Annotated in this window: 20 protein-coding genes; 18 read left to right on the forward strand and 2 right to left on the reverse strand. The window is 42.6% G+C overall.

Features of this window, described 5'->3' with window-relative positions; translation table 11 throughout:
* Positions 1 to 174: 174 nt before the first annotated feature.
* From Q0N70_RS11795 to Q0N70_RS11880, 18 genes are all read left to right on the forward strand, one after another.
* The gene (locus tag Q0N70_RS11795; RefSeq protein ID WP_294017001.1) at positions 175 to 516 is read left to right on the forward strand and encodes a hypothetical protein; all 342 of its coding nucleotides are present in this window, start codon (positions 175 to 177) and stop codon (positions 514 to 516) included.
* Between the two features lie 2 nt (positions 517 to 518).
* Positions 519 to 1,358: a hypothetical protein gene (locus Q0N70_RS11800; RefSeq protein ID WP_294017002.1), complete on the forward strand. Its 840-nt coding sequence runs from the start codon at positions 519 to 521 to the stop codon at positions 1,356 to 1,358.
* A complete protein-coding gene (locus tag Q0N70_RS11805) occupies positions 1,358 to 2,137 on the forward strand; it encodes a Gp138 family membrane-puncturing spike protein (protein ID WP_294017003.1) in 780 nt (259 codons plus the stop codon). Before Q0N70_RS11800 ends, Q0N70_RS11805 begins: the two co-directional genes overlap by 1 nt.
* Positions 2,137 to 2,742 (forward strand): hypothetical protein, encoded by a 606-nt coding sequence (locus Q0N70_RS11810; protein ID WP_294017004.1) that lies wholly within the window; start codon positions 2,137 to 2,139, stop codon positions 2,740 to 2,742. Before Q0N70_RS11805 ends, Q0N70_RS11810 begins: the two co-directional genes overlap by 1 nt.
* Positions 2,739 to 3,119: a hypothetical protein gene (locus tag Q0N70_RS11815; protein ID WP_294017005.1), complete on the forward strand. Its 381-nt coding sequence runs from the start codon at positions 2,739 to 2,741 to the stop codon at positions 3,117 to 3,119. The genes Q0N70_RS11810 and Q0N70_RS11815 overlap by 4 nt, the downstream gene beginning before the upstream one ends.
* Positions 3,116 to 4,567: a baseplate J/gp47 family protein gene (locus Q0N70_RS11820; protein ID WP_294017006.1), complete on the forward strand. Its 1,452-nt coding sequence runs from the start codon at positions 3,116 to 3,118 to the stop codon at positions 4,565 to 4,567. Before Q0N70_RS11815 ends, Q0N70_RS11820 begins: the two co-directional genes overlap by 4 nt.
* 2 nt (positions 4,568 to 4,569) lie before the next feature.
* Entirely contained in the window at positions 4,570 to 5,919 is a 1,350-nt protein-coding gene (locus Q0N70_RS11825) for a DUF2612 domain-containing protein (protein WP_294017008.1), read from the forward strand.
* 19 nt (positions 5,920 to 5,938) lie between these two features.
* Positions 5,939 to 6,382, forward strand: coding sequence for a hypothetical protein (locus Q0N70_RS11830; protein WP_294017010.1), 444 nt, complete (start codon positions 5,939 to 5,941; stop codon positions 6,380 to 6,382).
* A 14-nt stretch (positions 6,383 to 6,396) separates the two neighbouring features.
* A complete protein-coding gene (locus Q0N70_RS11835; protein WP_294017012.1) occupies positions 6,397 to 7,710 on the forward strand; it encodes a DUF6273 domain-containing protein in 1,314 nt (437 codons plus the stop codon).
* Between the two features lie 11 nt (positions 7,711 to 7,721).
* On the forward strand, positions 7,722 to 8,234 hold the full coding sequence (locus tag Q0N70_RS11840) for a hypothetical protein (protein ID WP_294017014.1): 513 nt from the start codon (positions 7,722 to 7,724) through the stop codon (positions 8,232 to 8,234).
* 412 nt (positions 8,235 to 8,646) lie between these two features.
* Positions 8,647 to 9,792 (forward strand): RNA-directed DNA polymerase, encoded by a 1,146-nt coding sequence (locus tag Q0N70_RS11845; RefSeq protein WP_294017016.1) that lies wholly within the window; start codon positions 8,647 to 8,649, stop codon positions 9,790 to 9,792.
* A 53-nt stretch (positions 9,793 to 9,845) separates the two neighbouring features.
* Positions 9,846 to 10,205 (forward strand): hypothetical protein, encoded by a 360-nt coding sequence (locus tag Q0N70_RS11850; protein WP_294017018.1) that lies wholly within the window; start codon positions 9,846 to 9,848, stop codon positions 10,203 to 10,205.
* A gap of 103 nt (positions 10,206 to 10,308) precedes the next feature.
* A complete protein-coding gene (locus Q0N70_RS11855; protein ID WP_294017020.1) occupies positions 10,309 to 10,869 on the forward strand; it encodes a hypothetical protein in 561 nt (186 codons plus the stop codon).
* A gap of 27 nt (positions 10,870 to 10,896) precedes the next feature.
* On the forward strand, positions 10,897 to 11,310 hold the full coding sequence (locus tag Q0N70_RS11860; RefSeq protein WP_294017022.1) for a CHAP domain-containing protein: 414 nt from the start codon (positions 10,897 to 10,899) through the stop codon (positions 11,308 to 11,310).
* Between the two features lie 15 nt (positions 11,311 to 11,325).
* Positions 11,326 to 11,748, forward strand: coding sequence for a hypothetical protein (locus Q0N70_RS11865; RefSeq protein ID WP_294017024.1), 423 nt, complete (start codon positions 11,326 to 11,328; stop codon positions 11,746 to 11,748).
* Positions 11,749 to 11,865: 117 nt separating this feature from the next.
* On the forward strand, positions 11,866 to 12,042 hold the full coding sequence (locus tag Q0N70_RS11870; protein WP_294017027.1) for a hypothetical protein: 177 nt from the start codon (positions 11,866 to 11,868) through the stop codon (positions 12,040 to 12,042).
* Positions 12,043 to 12,251: 209 nt separating this feature from the next.
* Positions 12,252 to 12,521 (forward strand): hypothetical protein, encoded by a 270-nt coding sequence (locus Q0N70_RS11875; protein WP_294017029.1) that lies wholly within the window; start codon positions 12,252 to 12,254, stop codon positions 12,519 to 12,521.
* A complete protein-coding gene (locus Q0N70_RS11880) occupies positions 12,505 to 12,930 on the forward strand; it encodes a PIN domain-containing protein (protein WP_294017031.1) in 426 nt (141 codons plus the stop codon). The genes Q0N70_RS11875 and Q0N70_RS11880 overlap by 17 nt, the downstream gene beginning before the upstream one ends.
* Here Q0N70_RS11880 and Q0N70_RS11885 read toward each other — a convergent pair whose 3' ends face one another.
* Both Q0N70_RS11885 and Q0N70_RS11890 read right to left on the reverse strand, forming a co-directional pair.
* Positions 12,931 to 13,809 (reverse strand): hypothetical protein, encoded by an 879-nt coding sequence (locus tag Q0N70_RS11885; RefSeq protein ID WP_294017032.1) that lies wholly within the window; start codon positions 13,807 to 13,809, stop codon positions 12,931 to 12,933.
* Between the two features lie 207 nt (positions 13,810 to 14,016).
* Positions 14,017 to 14,505, reverse strand: a complete 489-nt coding sequence (locus Q0N70_RS11890; RefSeq protein WP_294017034.1) for a type III toxin-antitoxin system ToxN/AbiQ family toxin — start codon at positions 14,503 to 14,505, stop codon at positions 14,017 to 14,019.
* Between the last annotated feature and the right edge of the window lie 570 nt (positions 14,506 to 15,075).

Here is a 15,075-nt window from a genome sequence, read left to right on the forward strand (position 1 = left end):
CATCTGCCGCAACACCTGCAACTGAACAGGCTCTGGCACCGGCGAATACAGGGAAGAGCGGTACGGAGCAGCCGAAAGAAAACTTCATCACAAAGAGGGCTGACGAGTGGCAGAAAAACGGAATGATGACAGACAACCAGAGAGTTGCGTTCAGAAGTGAAACGGGGCTGTAGTATGGAGTGGTTTATAATTGAAACTCACGCGGATGAATATCCGCGCTGGACACAGAAAGTAACGATGGGCGGCTCGCTCTATAAGCTCTATTTTTCATGGAACGAGCGTCAGGAAATATGGCAACTGTCAATTTCTGATTCTGACGACAACCTGCTTCTTGGCGGGCTTTGTCTTGTTCCTGAAATCGACCTGCTTTCAAAATATAGGGTGAGTGTTCCAAAACTTCCGGTCGGAATGCTTATTGTTATGGACAAGATGAGCGACCTTTCAACGGCAGAGATTACGAGAGACAACTTTGGAAGCCGTTTTCTTCTCGGATATTTTGACTTTGGGGAGGATTGAAAATGGCATTTCAGAGATATGTAGGCCTTTCCGTTACGACAAAGGACGGTGAGAGCGTAAAAATTGAAGACCTGCGCATAGATTTTGACATAGAGCGTACTTGCGGAAAGGAAGCAAACCGTGCTGTTATCCGTGTTTATAACCTGACGAAAGAAACATCGGCACAGGTTACCGAAGCTGACGGACATATCCTTCTTAGGGCGGGATATAAGGACGAAGCAATAGGAACGATTTTCACGGGCGACATTCTCTGCGGAAACCGTACGCATGAAGATAACGACTATGTGACAACGATTGAAGCGTATGACGGTCGAACCGCCGTGATGGGCGGTATGGTGTCACTTTCCTATGCGCCTGATACTGATGCGCTGACAGTCGCTCAGGCTCTTCTTGATGCAATCGGGCTGGCATATAAGGGAACGGACTTAATTCCGGAAGGAGAAAAATATCCGCACGGATACTGCTTTATCGGAATGGCAACGGACGGGCTTTCAGAACTGCTTGCCCGCTATGGGCTTTTTTATACTGTGCAGGACGAAACCTTGTACATATACGAGCAGGGAAAGGAAACAGAAAACTCCGAACTTACGCTTGAAGAGGGCGGGGATCTTCTTACTCTTCCTCAGCCGTTAAGTGATAAGACGGAATGCAAGGATATAAACGAAGAAGCACCAAACCGCTGGGTATTCGGAGCGAAACTGAACCCTCAGCTTGTTCCTGGTGCTTCGGTAAGCATTGAATCCTCGACATTTAAAGGCGAACTTGTGATTCAGAGCGCAAAGTGCAGGGGAAGCAACATGAACGGAGATTTCTGTGTTGATATCGAGGCGGAGGCTTTGTAATGAACGAACTTACACGGCTGTTGAAAGAAAACTTTGACTACTCAATGACGAATATCCACACGGCTTTTCCGGGCGTGGTCGTGAAATACGACAAGAACACTCGTCGTGCGGACATTCAGCCGAGCGTAAAGCGGAAACTGCCGTCAGGCGAGTTTGTTGATTTGCCTGTAATTCCTGATGCGCCTGTGCTTTTTCCCGGCACAAAACAGTACACAGCCTGCTATCCGCTTGAAAAAGACGATGAGGTTCTCTGCATCTGTATGGAACGCGGAACTGACACATGGCGTGATTCAGGCGGAAGCGGAATTGAGGAAAATGACCCGAGAAGGTTCAGCCTTATGGACTGCATTGTAATTCCAGGCTTACAGCCTTCTGAATTCATCGGTGCAGAGGGAGACGGTTTCTGCGTGGTACATAAGGCAAAGCCGGACGGTGATTTGATTTCTTCGGTCGTAATGGATGATGAGAAGATTCAGGTTACACAGAAGAAAGCCGTGCTGACCGTAAAGGGCAATAAGCTTAGTTTCAAAAATGACAGCAAGGATTACTTCACCGTTATGAGCAAGATTCTTGATGATATGAAGACTGCGGCACAAAACATGAAGACCTTTGCGGGAAATGTAAAAGGTCATAAGACAGTTGGAAGTCCTGCAAATCACAATGTAAGCCCGGATGACATCACGAAATTCGGACTGGATGAGCAGAATTTCAATACAGATGCTCAGAACTTTGGATCTGATAAAAGCGATCTTGGAAAGGTCATGGAGGCAGGAGAATAATGGCTCTCGTAGTTTCAACATTACAGGCAGATTTACAGACAACATTTCTCGCTATGAATGACATCACAGATGGAAGCGGCGACCGCTATATGGCTGACAATGTTGCAAAGAACATAAAAGACTACATTCTCACAGGAAAAACATCTACAACTGATGCAGGAGCTGCACCTGCCGGAAGTTATTCAGGAAGTGGCTCTGGAACTATGACGATAGATGATTCTTCCCTTGCCGATGATTTGTATTCGACTTTTACAGCCGGATATGACAACAACGGTCTTGCTTCTCACATGGCGGCGGATATAGACAAGGCATGTTCGGCAAACGATACGGTTTCAGAGACTTCAAAAGGTACCGTGACAACTCCAAGCGGAGCTTCGAGTATTTTCTCAGGTCCTGCACAGGGGAAATTCAGCGGAAGCAAGGCGACCATAGAAAGCAAGCTGAAAGCCTGTTTCAGCTCTATGGACGAAAAGACCAGTGGTGGAAACGAGTATTTTGCACAGGAAATGGCTTCTGCTATTGATTCTTATCTGAAAGCCGGAAATATCAGCGTAACACTGAAAAGTCCGTTTCTTTCTGGAACAGGCGGAGGAACGATTGTATGAAAGATTTTGCGCTTGAACCTGGAACAAACAATTTTCTCTGGAAGAAACGCGGCATAACTATGACTTCGGAATATTTGCAGTATATGCAGCAGAAAGTTATCTGCTGTCTTTCACTTTTCAAGGGTGAGTGGTATCTCGATACACGGCTTGGCATTCCTTATATTCCTGGATGGAGCCTTGAGAAAGACGGCCACCGCACAATTCTTGAAAGTGCTATTCGTGTAAAAATAGCGAGCACCAGCGGAATTAAGAAACTGACATCATTTGAAACAAATCTTGACCCGAAAACTCGCTCGTTCACTGTTAGTTTCTCTGCTCAGTGTGATAACGGCGAGGTTCTGGAGATGAACGACATACAACTTGGAGGCAATGAATGAAAAGAACACAGTACGGACTTACAGAAGTGGGTTTCGTTATAAAACCTCTTTCAGTTATTCTCGAAGAAGAAAAAGAAGCTTTTCGCAGTGCTTTCGGTGATGATGTAGACTTATCTGATGAGAGTGTTGCGGGTGCGTATGTCGGAAATCAGGCTGCAAAACTTGCGGCTCTTTGGGAACAGCTGGAAGGTTTATGGAATGCTGGAGACAAGGACAGCGCAAGCGGTATGTTTCTTGACAGGCTTGCAGCGTTCGTGAATGTATCTCGCGAACAAGCAAAGAAAACACAGGTGACTGCATGTTTGTGGGGAAATCCAGGAACGGAAGTCCCGAAAGGATTACTGGCAAAGCTCTCAACAACGGAAGAACTTTTTGCGCTTACGAAAACTGTCACAATATCAAAAGACACTCTTCTCGGAATTGAACTTAAAGTATCTGATGTAAATGATTTGTCTCTCATTATCAACACTGTAACAGTTTCAATTAGTCCGGAAGAGGGGGACACCGAAGAAGCTTTGCGTGACGCACTTATAGAAGCCGTTACTTCCCGCTTTTCTGATAGTCTATCAACTGAGACTGTCGGAGACGATGGTCTTAGGATTATTGCATCGGACGGAGTTACAGATTTTTCTGCAGATGTTTCAGGCGTGCTCGAAATAAAATCTTTGGGTACACCGGCTGTTTTCGCAGCAAAGGAAGCCGGTCGAATCTATGCACCTTCGGGAACTCTTACAAAGATGGTCTCAAATGTTTCTGGGGTGGATTCAATAACGAACTATGCGACAGGGGTGACAGGCCGCGATGCAGAGAGCGACACTGAACTCCGACAGAATATGACCGCAAGACAGAAACAGGCAACTTGTACGGAGCCAGCGATAGAAAATGCAATTTCAAAGCTGACTGGCGTGACTTATACCAAAGTATATTCAAACCGTGGCATAATCGAAGTAGACGGAAGACCACCGAAAAGCTATGAGGCAGTCGTTGTCGGTGGGGATTCTCAGGTCATAGCGGAAACAATATTTGCGAACGGTCCGGCTGGTATTCAGGCTTATGGAAATACTGTTCAGACTGTAAAAGACAGTCAGGGCTTTGACTGGCAGATTGGTTTTTCAAGACCCGTGAACAAGAATATCTGGGTTAAGATTGTTCTTTCTCTTTATGACGAAGAGGAATTTCCCGCCGGAGGTACAAACGCCGTTAAGTCAAATATTGTTGAATGGGGTGCCGTCAACCTCGGCGTTGCTGTAGATTTGATTTTCCAGAGACTGAGTATTCCTGTTTATGCAGTTCCGGGAATCGCACACGCTGACATAAAGGTAGCCGCGACGCTCGACCCTGACACCCCGCCAGATGATAGCGCATACCAGGCCGCAAACATAAGCATAGGAGAGGTTGAGATTGCTGTCCTTGATGAAAGCAGAATAAGTGTGGAGGTAGTAAGTTGAAAATGGAAAAGATAGATTTTTCGTCATTCAACAAGCCAAAACACTTTCCGCAATGGCTCTGTTCCGGCGATACGCTGAAACTGGCTGAGTTTGATGATGCACAGCTTGAGGAACTCGATAAGAATATTCGAGATATGAGCGGTCAGTTTGACATCGACAATGCCAGCGGTGTAGAGCTTGACCGAATCGGAAAGATTCTTGGAGAGGAACGAAACGGCAGCACGGACAGAATCTATAGGATTTATCTTAAGCTTCGGACAATGCTGAATACAGCCGACGGAACGGTAGAGGACATCATAAAGTTCGTGAAGTTCTTTTTCTCTTCGGAAACCGTGCATCTTGTTCCGAATTATCCGGCAGGCCTTAGAATCCTGCACGATGGTTTCAATGATACTGTGGATTTTAACCGCATTATCAAACAGATTGTTGGTGCGGGAATCGCCTATGATACGCGCGAGATTTTCAACATGACGGAGGAATTCCCGATAGATGAAGCCGACGAAAAGCGTGTTCACAGAGTTGAGAGCGAACATTTTCCACGCAATTCAGTATTCCGCGACGGACGGGTTCTTCGTGATGGCGTAACTGTATTACCGACACACTTCGTACCGTTATTCAGAAATGGCGAGGAACTAAGGAACGGTGCTGTACAGAGAAGAAACGGACTTCACAGGGTAAGAATTGACGAGCCTGTTACTACACCTGTCAGACACAATTCGGGAATACTTGACCTTATGGAACTCTGCTACAAAAGGCAATTTGAAGACCTTTGGCAGATATTGAGTGATTTATTTTCATTCGACAATGTTGAGCAGAAGCTTACGGACAGTTTGACGATTTCAGACAGTGATGAGAAAACTGTTGTTACAAATCCTGTAGATGATATCGGCAGAAAATACAGGCGGAACGGAAAACTCTACCGTAACGGTGTCTGCTACAGGGCTAGTGACAGAATCAACGATTTTGTTTCTTTGAACTCTATGACCGCAGATTCATCTGAAAACTGGGCAGAAAACGACAGTTTTGAGTTTGACGATGTAAAGCAGAAAATTGCTGAATCTTTTTCTGTCAGAGATGAGAGTACGGAAGGTGATTTTGAATCCGTTATTTCTGACGGAATCGGGCGCGGCTATAAAAGAAACGGCACGCTTCGCAGAAGAAGCTCAGTTTACAGATCGAGCAAAGGAATTTCTGACCCTCTTGCCATGCACGGCGGATGCGTTGGTTTTTCTGATGAAATGGAAGTATCCGATTCTTTCAACATCGGAAGACGCTGGTGGTACTGGCGCATAGGTATTTATTCTAGGGACAGCAGCATAACGCGGAAAAGCGGAGTGCTTGAGGCAATATAATTACAGGGAGGCATAAAAAATGCAGAAGTTAGTGGAAAGATTTCCAGTAAAAGGAATCTTTAAAATGACCGTAAGAAAAAACGGCAAAGTGATTGAGGAATATGAAGACCACAATCTTATCGTAAACGGTGCCAGGAATCAGGCTGCCAGAATGTTTGCCGGGGATGTTACAGGCAGACCTATAAAAAGCATTGCGTTCGGAACCAGCGGAACTGCACCCGTCGTTACCGATACGGCAATCACAGGCGCATATAAAAAAGATGTCGAGGGATTCTCATATCCTGATATGGGGCAGATCCAGACGAACTGGGAACTCGGAGCAAATGAGAACAATGGCATGGCAATCATGGAGTTTGGTCTTCTGTCTGCTGATGGAACGCTCCTTTGCCGTAAAGTTCGCGAAAATCCGATTTACAAGGAATCTGACATCAGCATTGAAGGACACTGGACTTGGATTTTCTAAGGGAGGAATAGAATATGGCAAATTTAAGTGAAGAAACAAAGTGGGAGAACGGCATCTACCAGCTTGAAATTGATGACCCACTCCAGGGTGGAGCAGATGGAATCGACAATGTTCAGGCAAAGCAGCTGGCAAACCGCACCCGCTACCTGAAAGAAAAAATTGAAAGCACTCAGGCAAAAGTTGCTCCTGTTGAGGCTTCGGAAAAGTCTGCTCACGCCTATGCAATCGGCGAACAGTTTATGTACAACGACATTCTCTATACGGCAAGTGCGGAAATCGCTGTTGGAGACACAATCACGCCGGGAACAAACTGCTCTGCAAGTGATGAGCTTGTAAAGCAGCTGGCAAACCACAAAAGCAACATATCGAACCCGCACAATACAACGGCAGCTCAGGTGGGAGCTTACTCTAAGGCTCAGACAGATGCGTTGCTTGCAGATTTGTATGCATCTGCAAGGACTGATGAAAGCAAAGCCCGCAACCTTCTTGATGTTCTTGGAATTCGTTCAGTGCATTCTGATACGCCTGCAACAGAAGCCGAGGCAAAAGGCTGTATTCTTGAGATGCACAACAGATTACAGGCTGGAGATACATCATGGTATCGTGACTGCGATTATCTTGACCTTGCAAGCATTACTGTTGACGGAAATACCTACACATGGAATGCCAGCTATAAAAATCTTCGCCTGATGAACATGGGATTGAATGTGTATAAAGGCGCCGGCGATACAGAGAATACACAGAACCATGTTGTAATGCAGTTCAGAAACTGTGTTCTTACAAAGCAAATGAATGCGACAAACACAAATACTGGCGGTTATGCTAGTTCTGAATTGTATTCCTGGTTGAATGATAAATTCAAAGCAGGTCTTGTCGCTGCTCTTGGCAACTACCTCTACACAGTCAGACGACTGCTTTCAACAAAAAGCTCATGGGCGTGGGCTGATGACACCGTATTTTTGCCGACCGAGCACGAGATTTGGGGAACAAACGTCTGGTCAGAAGAATGGGACGGTGGTTTTCAGGCTCAATGGCCAGCTTACAAAGATAGTGCGATTTACAAAGTTAAAAAGCACAACGGAAGCAGAATGTGGTGGTGGGAAGCAACGCCGTTTAAGGATAACGCGGTTTCGTTTTGCTATGTCAGCTGCGGCGGTAGTGCCAGCTACTCCACCATGCCAGTGCTGCTGGTGGAGTGTCGCCCGCTATCTGTGTCGCGTAGCGGCACGAAAATCTTGAAATCTCGCCCCCTTGTGGGGCGAAGAAAAGAGAAATGTGTTATAATACTTTTGTCCCGCGTAAGCGGGTCGAAAAAAAATATGTTTTAACTGGGGAAGCTATGAGCGTTTTAAAAAGCAAGCGCGGACTTTCTAAAATGGAGTTTTACCATAACGCACGAAAATTGCGGCGGGAACTTACGGAGTTTTTACGCAGGGATTTTGGCGTTCATTCTAGGAAAAACGCAAGCAAAATAAATCCGACACTTCCAGATGATTGGTATGATGAGGATATTGTTGATTTTTCAAAGAATATAAGGATTTTATTGCGTAATTTGGTCTGGAATATTACGGCGGCAAATACAATCAATGCAAGCAGTGAAAAACTTGTTGAGGAAAAGAAAAAGAGACTTTCAGAAAGACGAGGGTATCAGAACGCAGCAATAATCAACTGTCAGCAGCTTATTCAGGAATTTCAGTTCTGTGAAGATTCATTGCCGATAAATGCAGAAAAATTGTTGCCTTATGTGGAATCCCTTAATTTAGAGATAACTTTACTGAAAGGCTGGAGAAAATCTGACAATAAACTGTGGGAGCAGATTTTTGTCGAAGAAAAAAATTGTGAAATAAGGTAATATTCAATTTGAATATAAAAGGGTGTTCCCTGTACGCGGTTTCGTTTTGCAATGTCAACAACAACGGAAATGCCAACAACAACAACAATGCCAGTGCTGCTGGTGGAGTGTCGCCCGATTCCGTGAGGTGGCACACGGTCAGGCTCATTGAGCCGAGCCACTCGACACAGAAGGAGGGAACATCCTGCGGACTGGCGTTATGCCCTCCGCAAACAGTAATTCTGACACGCCCGTGCGGACGCGGACGGGAGACCGTCCATGCATGGCAGCCATATTGCGGAAGGCTGTTTCATGCACGGTGGCGTAAGCGGCATATACTGCAGAACGGTCATAGATAAATGAATCGTGTCATAAGTCTATAATTGACCGTATGCCGTGCAGAATTGATTTTTTTGTTTTATGGGAGTTTTTGATGAGCGACAAAAGACACGAGGCTCGTTATCAGAGGCGGAAAGAGAAAAGGGAACAGAAGCGCATCTCTAAAATCGGCTTTTATGATGATTTCAGCCTTGTTTCAAATGCTGACAAACTGTGTGCCGCGTTCAAGAGGGCAAAACGCGGCGTGTCCTGGAAAGAAAGCGTTCAACGGTATGAAGCAAATCTTCTCCAAAATGTAATCGAAACGAAACGAAAGCTTCTTGCCGGAGAAGATGTAAGGCGTGGTTTTGTTGAATTCACCGTAAACGAGCGCGGAAAGATGCGGCATATAAAAAGCGTTCACATTTCAGAGCGTATAGTTCAAAAATGCCTGTGTGAGGAAGTTCTTTCTCCGATTCTTGAACGCCCGCTTATACATGACAACGGTGCATCTATCAAGGGAAAAGGCACTCAGTTCTCCTTGAACAGACTCACGGCTCATCTCAGGCGTTATTACAGATCCAACGGAAACTCAAACGAGGGGTATGCGCTTCTAATTGATTTCAGAAAGTATTTTGACAGCATCGATCATAGAGTCCTTGCAAAACAGCTTGGACGACACATAAAAGATGCAAGACTCAGGATCCTTTTGTGGAATTTCATTCAGGCTTTCGGACCTGAAAAGTCTCTCGGTCTTGGCAGTGAAGTCTCACAGATTTGCGCTGTATTCTTCCCGAACAAAGTAGACCATTTTATTAAAGAAAAACTGCGTATAAAATACTACGGTCGTTATATGGACGACCTGTATCTTATTCACAGCGACAAAAACTATTTGAAAAAGTGCCTGTATCAGATTCAAAAGCTGTGCGCTGAACTTGGAATAACTCTTCACGACAAAAAGACGCGGATAGTAAAGCTTACTCAGGGTGTGAACTTTTTGAAAGGTCGTTATATACTTACTAAAACAGGAAAAATAATTAGGCTTCCGAGCAGGGATTCAACAGTTAGAATGCGACGGAAGCTGAAAAAATACAAAAGTCTTTGTGAACGCGGAAAAATGAACTCTTCTGACATACGCATATCCTACCAGTCATGGCGTGGAAATTTTAAGAAGCGTTTTGATGCGTATTACAAACTTAAGAGGATGGATAAGCTCTACAACGAGCTGTTCATATATGACCACACTCTTATGAGTGCGTAAAACTTAAAGCCATGCGTTTGCCGGAGCGCATAGAAAACATGAGGAGGCAAGCGATGGTATATCTTGCAAGAAAAAATGGAGCTGTCATTCATCATACCGACATGGAAGCGATGAAGACAATGGACGGAATCGGCAAGGCTGAGATGGAGATTTCAGACGAGGAGTTTGAGGCTGCAGGAAGTCTTGCCCGGATTATTGACGGAAAAATCTTCATCGGAAAAACTGATGAAGAAAAAGCCGCTGACGATGCGAGGGTAAGAATAGCAGCCTTAAAAAAGAAGCTTGCGGAGACTGATTATATTGCCGCCAAAATTACAGAGGGCAGTGCCACTACAAAAGAATACGCTGACAAAATTGCGGAACGCCAGGCATGGCGTGCAGAAATAAACGAGCTTGAGGAACTGCTCTCTTAGTATCCACTCAAAAAAATAAACTAAATTACACTATAAGCCAGGATTGCCGGAATCCTTTAGAGTTTCCGTCGGTCCTGGCTTTTTTATTTACGAGGAAAAAACAATGTGGGAAGCAATAAGCAACATACTTACAAGCACAAACGCTCTGCAGACAATCGTCAGCATTATTCTGATATTCCTGATTTTAGTCGTGATGATTAAGACAGGTATGATTCGGATAAAAACAAAGCATGTTCAGGTGGGGAATGGAATTATCTCTTCGGATATCGAGAGAAAAATAATACACGAACAATGCAAGTTCACGCGCATTTATCTTTCGGGGCTTATCGGAAAAATAACGGAAGTCTGCCCTGACCATACTCTTATACATGAGGGCTGGTTTACAAAATGTATTCTTTCTGATGCTTATGACGAGTTTGTGGAATGGATAACGCAGAATCATATCTCAACAGACAAAGCGTATGTATCGACCAAACAGAATACAATCTGTGCTTTGATTTATTCGTACCCTGTAAGAACGGAATTTAAAACAGCAGAGTTCCAGACAAGAATGAAAAATTGGGTTGAAGAAATAATTCGTGAACTGGTCCGAATCAGAAAAGTCTACACAGAACAGGCTAAGGAATCTCAAAATCCTATCCAAAGCCTTTATGCCGAAGCTTAAGCATCTTAGATAAAGAGGAAGAATAAAATGGAGTTATCAGATTTTGTACGTAAGTATGATGGCTGCAAGGTTGATTTTGACGGCGTGTATGGAGCGCAGTGCGTGGATCTGTTCCGCCAGTACGCTAAGGAATGCCTTGTAATTCCTGAACACACAGGCTCATGCAGCACAAGTGGCGGAGCAAAGGACTTGTTCCTTGATTACGCCAAAATGCCGCTTGAGAAGAAGTATTTCATTAAGATAACAAACAAGTCATTCATTCCTGGTGATGTCGCAGTATGGGATGAAAGCGAGAAAAACAAATACGGTCATGTTGCCATTGTACTCGGTAAACTCAATAATGACCTGATTGTATTCGAGCAGGACGGCCTTAAACAGAACGGAGCAAGAATCACACTTAGAAGCAAGGAGCGGCTTCTTGGATTTCTGCGTAAAAAATAGGGGAGTGAAAATCGTATGAGGAGATTTGATTATGCGAAAAAAAATATTATTTCTTTTTGTCTTTTGTTTGTGTTTGCTGTGTTGTTTTCCGGATGCTGCACATGCGGAAAACTCCGAGCCGACGCTCAAACTGTTGTCAGCGGAAATTCATTCGCAGCTGGACGGCTTGAAGCAACAGTCACGGCACTTAACGGAACAGTTGCTGATAGCAGAGAGAGAATTGCAAATATCATCAAGACAAGTAGAGGAATTACAGACGGAGTTGAACGGATTGAATACCTGTTTGAGCAATACGAATCAGAAGTTGAGCGAATACTCGGAGAAATTGAGCGAATACGAGACGAAACTCAAAATCCGGGCGAGAATAATATCTCTGGCAGTTCTGATTCTATTATTGTTCATAGCGGTGAGGATAATTCTGCTGGTGTTAAAAATTAAATTCGGAGTGAAGATTCCTTATCTCATAAACCTTCTGCTTTAGGTGAAAATGAATAAAATATTTTAACTCTTTACAAACGGCTGAAATAATCCGAAAATGAGAAGAGGAGGAAATAAATGACATTAGACACCGAAAGTCAGCACAAAGAAGCTCTGGATGTGTTCATCCGGTCATTACAGGCCGCTCCTGATTCGCTGATTAAGTCGCTCTCCGGCAAGGAATTTGCCCGCCATGTGGTTGACGGAGCGAAGGAAATAGAGAAGTTCATCTATTCGCAGGAAGATAAAAAGTAACAAAAATCTGTAAACAATTTGTAGGTAAATGCCAACAAAAAACCGCTATCTACTCTAATGTTAGGACGGATAGCGGTTTTATTATTTATTGCTAAAGCAATTTGCTATTTTATCCCACCCAGCCGCCCATTGGTTATTAAACTGAAAAACTATCCACAAAAATCAATTTATATGTTATACTATAAGTATCATAAGATAGGAGGCAAATTATGGCAGCAATGGCATTAAAACAAAAGGCTATTAATTACATTGATACTCTAGATGACGAGCAGACTCTCAGCGTCATCATGTTTATAGAATCTATGCCCCGAAAAAATGTGCCTCTTCAAAATTCAAAAACTCCAGAAGAACGGGCAAAGGCAAAACAGGCTTTAGATGAACTTTTTGCAATGGGTCGTCCTGCAAAACATGAAATCATCCTTAACGGACGCAAAGAAGCAGCATTGACAATGCGGAGAAAATATGAAAGTCTTAATTGACACAAACATTCTGCTAGATGTAATTCTGCTTCGCGAACCGCATTTTGAACTTTCAAAACGCGTCCTTCAATGCTGTCAATCTATTGTTGATGGTTATATCGCGGTTCACACTTTCTCAAATATGTTTTACGTTCTTCACGAAACAGAAGATTTTTCCATCGAAGACTGCCGTAACACCTTTAATAAACTGCTTTATGTTTTTGATGTGGCTTCTTTGGATAAATCAGATGTAATTGCCGCTGTAAATAATGAAACCTTTGATGACCTCGAAGACTCTATGCAACACCAGTCTTCCATCGCTTGTAAACTTGATTATAGCGTTACACGAAATGTTGATGATTTTGAAAAGGCAACTATTCCTGCTGTTACACCAAAAGAATTTTTAAGACTAGTCCATGCTGAGAAATAATTAGTTAAATACGATTCCAGAAAGGTCTAGTCCTAATTTTTCAAGGACTGCCTTCATATTGTTTTTGTTTGCCCATATGTCAGGTTCATATCCTTTACCTTCTCCTAGGTAGTTTTCAGGTAGGTTGGTGGCAAAAGAGGTACTTGGCAACCAGAAATATATTCCGTTTTCGTTGTATTTTACGCAGTTTCCGTAAATCTGCATTCCGCCGGAATGTGTTCCTATCAACTTGAGTTTTAGTTTGTCTTTGAAACGATATGCTATAATCCAGACTTCACCAGCAGAGTAGCTCCAGTTATCCTGCGTAACATATATTGTTCCACTGTAACTGCTTTTGCGTAGATTATCAAAGAAAAGATACTGTTGACCGTTTCCGCCACCGTAATTCGAGCGAAAGTCAAGAACGATGAAATCGTATCCGGCGGCTTCCGAAGCCAAGTCCGGCAGACCGGAATATTCAGCCCAATTTACATCACAGCTATTGTACCGCAGGTAATACGTATTGGTCGTTGTTTTCTTTATAAAAGTCTTGTCAGCATCACTGCTTCTGATGGAATCCTCGTCAAACTGCTGATGCTGGCGATATTCAAATCCATTGTTGTTGTTTATGTAAATATGTGTATCATTTATGCATTTATCAAAAAGTGCCCTGACCTCATCATAATCAGAAGTCTGCTCTAATGCTTGTTTTGTAAAGCCTCGCCCCACCATTGTGTCAAAGCCTACATAGTGTTTTTTCAGCACTGAATAAATGGTTTTCTTTTCGCTGGAAAAACGCACGTCATTTCCATATTCCGTTTCACCCGCTTTAGAAGTACAGGAAAACAGGAGTAACGAAAGCGAGATTGAAAAGAGTATTAGTATTTTATTTTTGTTCATAAACAGGGCTCCTTGAGGTAAATATACTACGAGGCAAGAGGAATAGGCTTGCCTCGTAGTTAAAATAACATGAAAAGATTATAACAATTTATCTATTTCATTTTCAACCGTTGTCCGGTTATTCTGATTTTTTACAACGCTCGAAAAAGACCTTGTACAACAGGATTTACAACTTCTACAATAAGTAAATTGCTTCGCAATTTGCTATTAGACTTTATACTCTCTAAATTTCTCTTCCAAAATCTTCAGATTACAACATCTAAGTTTAACAATTTTATCATGCTCTGAAATTTTACTTTCCTCTTGCATAATCAAATTTCTCAAATTCTCCGCAGTCTTTAAGATTCCTTTTTCATCGGCCTTTATAAAATTGTACTGATTCTGCAATAAACGTCTGTATTTCATATCCTGAATATTAGCAATATCGATTTCAATAAGAACATCATCTAGCACAGGAATCATATTGTTGAAGTTTATTGCTCCGTAGATTCCATTATTAATTTTTCTAAAATCCTTTCCATTTTTCATTTTCTTGTGTTTTGTTTTTGGAGAAGAAAACGGTGCATAGTATTTTATTGAATTAATCTCAAGGACTACACCAACATAAGGTCTTGTCTGATTTTTATTTTCAGATACCTTGGAATCATATTGTCGTAAGAAAGTGATATAATCATCTTTAATGTGATAAAACTTCATAAACCACCCCGAAAAAAAATAAAAGGAGCCATTTCCGACTCCTTTATAAAAACTTGCGTTTTTAGGTTTTCACTTTATGGCAGAAACTCGCCGCTTTTTTAGCATTTCACTTATGGTAGAAATTCACCGCTTTTTTGGGGCTCCACTAATATGGTAGAAGCTCACCATCTAATTAAAATATAGCAAGGGATGTTGCAGATGTCAAGGCTGATACGAATCAAAAATTTTATTTAAAATAATTAAGACCGTCCACAAAATTAAGTGTGGGCGGTCTTTTCTTAAAGTTTATCTTCCCAAGAGTTATTCAAAAATTCAAGTTGTATGTAATGTTTGATAACATAATTTATTGTCAGTTATTACAGACTTTTCTTTAAAAACCAGAAATATCTTTGACGAATTTATTAAAGTATTATTTTATTAACAAAAAATATATAGACAATTATTTAACCATTCATAAATCTGTAAGTTATTCCAATAGAAGGACATATTCTCCAGGAATTAAGAAAGTGGGGAGGATAAGGAGTAGGGTTTTCAGTTCCATCGTATTTCTCTAAAGACCTGTGAGTAGCA

Source organism: uncultured Treponema sp. (assembly GCF_945873775.1).
GTDB lineage: Bacteria > Spirochaetota > Spirochaetia > Treponematales > Treponemataceae > Treponema_D.

Excerpts from the sequence above, each read along its gene's own strand:
- Q0N70_RS11885 (WP_294017032.1), bottom strand. The coding sequence starts at position 13,809 with ATGAACAAAAATAAAATACTAATACTCTTTTCAATCTCGCTTTCGTTA.
- Q0N70_RS11855 (WP_294017020.1), top strand. The coding sequence starts at position 10,309 with ATGTGGGAAGCAATAAGCAACATACTTACAAGCACAAACGCTCTGCAG.
- Q0N70_RS11805 (WP_294017003.1), top strand. The coding sequence starts at position 1,358 with ATGAACGAACTTACACGGCTGTTGAAAGAAAACTTTGACTACTCAATG.
- Q0N70_RS11845 (WP_294017016.1), top strand. The coding sequence starts at position 8,647 with ATGAGCGACAAAAGACACGAGGCTCGTTATCAGAGGCGGAAAGAGAAA.
- Q0N70_RS11810 (WP_294017004.1), top strand. The coding sequence starts at position 2,137 with ATGGCTCTCGTAGTTTCAACATTACAGGCAGATTTACAGACAACATTT.
- Q0N70_RS11840 (WP_294017014.1), top strand. The coding sequence starts at position 7,722 with ATGAGCGTTTTAAAAAGCAAGCGCGGACTTTCTAAAATGGAGTTTTAC.
- Q0N70_RS11800 (WP_294017002.1), top strand. The coding sequence starts at position 519 with ATGGCATTTCAGAGATATGTAGGCCTTTCCGTTACGACAAAGGACGGT.
- Q0N70_RS11890 (WP_294017034.1), bottom strand. The coding sequence starts at position 14,505 with ATGAAGTTTTATCACATTAAAGATGATTATATCACTTTCTTACGACAA.
- Q0N70_RS11865 (WP_294017024.1), top strand. The coding sequence starts at position 11,326 with ATGAGGAGATTTGATTATGCGAAAAAAAATATTATTTCTTTTTGTCTT.
- Q0N70_RS11835 (WP_294017012.1), top strand. The coding sequence starts at position 6,397 with ATGGCAAATTTAAGTGAAGAAACAAAGTGGGAGAACGGCATCTACCAG.
- Q0N70_RS11825 (WP_294017008.1), top strand. The coding sequence starts at position 4,570 with ATGGAAAAGATAGATTTTTCGTCATTCAACAAGCCAAAACACTTTCCG.
- Q0N70_RS11795 (WP_294017001.1), top strand. The coding sequence starts at position 175 with ATGGAGTGGTTTATAATTGAAACTCACGCGGATGAATATCCGCGCTGG.
- Q0N70_RS11880 (WP_294017031.1), top strand. The coding sequence starts at position 12,505 with ATGAAAGTCTTAATTGACACAAACATTCTGCTAGATGTAATTCTGCTT.
- Q0N70_RS11860 (WP_294017022.1), top strand. The coding sequence starts at position 10,897 with ATGGAGTTATCAGATTTTGTACGTAAGTATGATGGCTGCAAGGTTGAT.
- Q0N70_RS11870 (WP_294017027.1), top strand. The coding sequence starts at position 11,866 with ATGACATTAGACACCGAAAGTCAGCACAAAGAAGCTCTGGATGTGTTC.
- Q0N70_RS11815 (WP_294017005.1), top strand. The coding sequence starts at position 2,739 with ATGAAAGATTTTGCGCTTGAACCTGGAACAAACAATTTTCTCTGGAAG.
- Q0N70_RS11850 (WP_294017018.1), top strand. The coding sequence starts at position 9,846 with ATGGTATATCTTGCAAGAAAAAATGGAGCTGTCATTCATCATACCGAC.
- Q0N70_RS11820 (WP_294017006.1), top strand. The coding sequence starts at position 3,116 with ATGAAAAGAACACAGTACGGACTTACAGAAGTGGGTTTCGTTATAAAA.
- Q0N70_RS11875 (WP_294017029.1), top strand. The coding sequence starts at position 12,252 with ATGGCAGCAATGGCATTAAAACAAAAGGCTATTAATTACATTGATACT.
- Q0N70_RS11830 (WP_294017010.1), top strand. The coding sequence starts at position 5,939 with ATGCAGAAGTTAGTGGAAAGATTTCCAGTAAAAGGAATCTTTAAAATG.